We start from the raw sequence: 4,306 nt of genomic DNA on the forward strand, positions 1-4,306 counted from the left end.
CCGCAGGATCAAACGCTTCCGGCGAGTGTTAACACGTTATGATAAGTTGGATGTTATGTTTGCTGCATTTGTTTTACTGACATTGACCGTTGATGCCTTGCTTTATTTAAAAGAGGCTAACGACTTCTCTCTGCACATCGACTACTCTGAATGATGGTGTTAATCACAATCCCATGTCATAGTAAACAATATTTTAACGAACCATACAAAGTGAAGGAATAAAACCCGGGGCAAGACATAAAAATGAGGACTTCTCCAAATAACGTTTCCGTATTTATAGGTCCCGTCTCGTTGCAGTGGAAGATTTCGGGGTCGGCTAACCGCTCCCTATCCTCTCTGCACCGGCATTTTACGGCATATTCCCAGTTTCTGCTCACTCTTGACAACCAAGTTGGCTCCTTGTACAATCAGTAGGAACTTGGGGGTTCTAGGAGCACGAAGAAGTAGCCCGTACCTTGTGCTGGCCCACCGGGCAAAGACAGAGCCTGGCTTTCCGTAGTCGTATGGACGAGACAGACAGAAAGATACTCAACATGATACAGGAAGAATTTCCGGTGGCCTCTAGGCCCTTCGCTGAAATAGGGGAATGGGTCGGCATCAGTGAGGCGGAAGTACTCGAACGGATAAAGAAAGCCAAAAAAGAAGGATATATCAGGCGCATAGGCCCGATTTTTGAGTCGGAAAAACTTGTCCTTACAAGCGCCCTTTGCGGAGCACACATTGAAGAAGCCATTCTCATGGATGTAGCAAAAGAGATCAACAAACACAAAGGGGTGACGCACAATTACGAACGGGAGGGGAGACTCAACCTCTGGTTCACCGTAACCGCAAAATCAGTCGAAGAGATCGACAGTTTTATCGGTGATCTTGAAATGAGATTTTCTCTCAAAATATATAGATTCCCCAAGAAAAGGGTTTTCAAGATAAAGACTTATTTCCCTGTGTAAAAATCTGGACTGTAATACAGGAACCATAGAGGCAAAACCCTGCAGGGTTCGGATGAAAACTGCCAGCCATTTTCAGGTATCAGGAGAACATCAATGAGCGAAGAATACGAAAGCTTCCAGCCCAACAAGGGAGAAAACACAGTTAAGCGCGTGTTTCTCGTTGACGGCAATTCCTATCTCTACCGGGCCTTCTTTGCAACCCCTCACCTTTCCAATTCCAGAGGATTGCCTACGAATGCCACCTACGCTTTCATGAATATGATTAAAAAACTTCTAAACGAGGAAAAACCAGACAATCTCGTTGTCATATTCGATTCCAAAGGTCCTACTTTTCGCGAGGAGATTTTGGAAACATACAAGGAACACAGACCTCCTATGCCCGGAAACCTTGCCGTCCAGATACCTTATGTAAAAAAGATCACGGAAGCAATGGGTCTCCCTATACGCGAAAAAGAAGGCGTTGAAGCCGACGACGTAATCGGCACCATAGTCGAGCGCCTAAAAGAAGAGAACGTCCATACGTATATCGTCACGAGTGACAAAGACATGATGCAGCTCGTATCCAAACGCGTCTCCATCTATGACAGCATGAAAAACCTGCGTATAGGGCCCAAGGAGGTAGAGGATAAGTTGGGTGTAAAGCCGTCGCTGGTTATAGATTACCTCGCTCTCGCCGGTGACACTTCCGACAATATTCCCGGCGTACCCGGCGTTGGGAACAAGACCGCCCGGGAACTTGTTGCCACCCACGGTGACATTGATTCCATTTACGGAAACCTCGACGCAATAAAGAAACCGTCTGTGGCCGAGAAGCTCAGGAAGGGAAAGGACCTAGCCCATCTCAGTAAAGACCTCGCCACCATCAGACTTGACGTTGAGTGCGACGTGGCGATAGACATAGGTGATCTCACATTAAGAGAACCCGATCTCAAAGCTCTGCGACGGCTTTTCCGGGAGCTAGAATTCACGACCCTTTACAAGGAAATTAAAATAGAAAATGTCGAACGGAGAGAATGGCCTTCAATAGAGCTTTCGGCATTCAATATGGAACGCATCGGTATCGTAGCCACGTTTCATGGGAAAAATTCCGGAGACCCCATCCTCGCAAGGTTTACCGCATTCGATGGTACGGGAATATTCTACTCCGAGAATGAAGACGACATGGTCTCCATACTGACGCAGGCAACCTCACTGACAGTTCACAACCTAAAGCCTCTGTATATCATCGCCGCAAATCACGGAATCAACCTTCCGGAGTACTGTTTTGATACAATGCTGGCCACGTATCTGGTCAATCCTCTGAGGAAAGATTATGAAATAAACTCCCTTGTGGAGGAATATCTCGATATAGAGATCGCTTCTCACGACTCAAAACATACCCTTGCGGACAGTCTGCCTTATCTCTTTGAGCTGGCCGACAGTCTCCTGGCGAAAATGGATGAGTTGGGCCTCTTAAAACTCTTTACCGATATTGAGATGCCCCTTATTGAAGTACTAGCTGCCATGGAGAAGTACGGCGTAAAAGTGGACAGAAAGATGTTCCTCAGTCTCTCAAGAGATTTCGACCAGCGCCTGAACGGTCTCATAAAAAACATCTATACACTCGCAGGTGAATCGTTTAACATCAACTCACCTCAGCAGCTTTCCCGTATTCTTTTTGAAACTTTGGGGTTACCTCCAACAAAGAAGACGAAAAAAGGATACTCCACCGACATTGATGTCCTCCAGAGCCTGTCCGCCCTCCATGCCCTACCCAGGGAGATTCTCGAATACCGGAGTATTATGAAACTCAAGAGTACTTATGTTGACGTACTTCCCACGCTAATCAGTCCCAGGACCGGCAGGATCCACACATCCTTCAACCAGATGGTCGTGGCCACAGGCAGACTTTCGAGTACAGAGCCTAATCTCCAAAACATACCGATACGTGGCGAGGAAGGAGTGAAAATACGTCAGGCTTTCGTGCCCGAAGAAGGTTTTCTTCTTCTGTCTTCGGATTATTCTCAAATAGAACTACGCATCCTGGCCCATCTGTCTCAAGACGAAGTACTTATAAGCACCTTCCTGGCTGATGAGGATGTTCATGCCAGAGTAGCCCGCGAGGTTTTCGGCGTGGGGTCTTTTGGAGTAACCGCTGAAATGCGAAGGACAGCCAAGATAATAAATTTCGGTATTGTTTACGGGATCAGCGGTTACGGTCTTTCGAAAGAGTTGGGAGTCTCTCCTAAGGAAGCCCAAGATTATATTGACGCCTATTTCGAAAAATATAAGGGTGTAAAGGCGTATATCGAGAGAACCATCCGGGAGGTCCGCGAGACCGGTTTTGTAAAAACTCTCTTCGGTCGCAGACGCTATATACCCGAGATCAACAACCCTGACGCAAATATACGCCAGTTAGGAGAAAGACTCGCCATGAATACCCCCATCCAGGGCACCGCCGCAGACGTGATCAAACTCGCCATGGTACGAATATTTAAAAAACACGGGAAAATCCATCTTTTCTCGCGGCTCATAATGCAGATCCACGATGAACTTGTCTTTGAGGTGAAAGAGACGGAGTTGAAAACGATGGAGAAAATCGTCAAAGAAGAAATGGAAAACGTAATCTCGTTGTCCGTACCATTGAAGGTAAACCTTCTAATAGGGAAAAATTGGGCGGAAGCCCATGATTAGTCGGTTTCGCAAGAATTGAGAACACCTTCGCGCAGAAAAATAAATACAAAAACTGAAAAATAGTCTAGATAGTGTCACCAATATATCCATGATATAATAGAGAAAACAGCCAGGGGATAATCTCTATGCAATCACATCGACGACATGACATAACGGATACTGTGTGGGAGTTGATCAGACCTTATACGACGGCAACATAAAGAACATGGGGCGGAAACGCCCGAGATACGCATCTGTTTATCAATGCCGTGTTCTGGATATTGCAAACAGGCACACCTTGGCTGATCTTCCTTATGGCAGTTGGAACACTGTACGGCGCCGTTTCTGTCGATGGAGAGACAAAGGGCTATGGGAGAAGCGTTGATTGATGATCCTGATTTCAAATGGCTCATGATAGATGCCAGCCATTCCACATGGCACAGGCGCTGTTGGCGGTAACCAAGACAAAAAGGGGATCTGGCCATGGATGCGCATGGTATGCCGGTCAGAATACTTGTGCTGGTACCGTCCATGAAGCTTGCGCCTTGATAGACGGTTTTACTACAGAATGCCGATAAAGGGTATGATAGCAGCGAAATCATTGACAAGGCTGCCTCCCTTAACATGAAAATGTTATCCCTCCAAGGAACAACCGTAAAGAGCAGCGTGAGTACGATAAAGAACTCTACCGACTGCGCCATTTGGTC

2 protein-coding genes are annotated in these 4,306 nt (G+C 46.6%); both read left to right on the forward strand.

The annotated features are described in order from the left end of the window. Nucleotides 1–503 precede the first annotated feature (503 nt). Complete coding sequence (locus tag LBQ00_03615) at nucleotides 504–947, forward strand: Lrp/AsnC family transcriptional regulator (GenBank protein ID MDR2017953.1); 444 nt, start codon at nucleotides 504–506, stop codon at nucleotides 945–947. Nucleotides 948–1,040: 93 nt separating this feature from the next. Continuing rightward, a complete protein-coding gene (polA, locus tag LBQ00_03620) occupies nucleotides 1,041–3,620 on the forward strand; it encodes a DNA polymerase I (GenBank protein MDR2017954.1) in 2,580 nt (859 codons plus the stop codon). The last annotated feature ends 686 nt before the right edge of the window (nucleotides 3,621–4,306 follow it).

This window comes from Syntrophobacterales bacterium (assembly GCA_031274925.1).
Taxonomy (GTDB): domain Bacteria; phylum Desulfobacterota; class Syntrophorhabdia; order Syntrophorhabdales; family Syntrophorhabdaceae; genus PNOM01.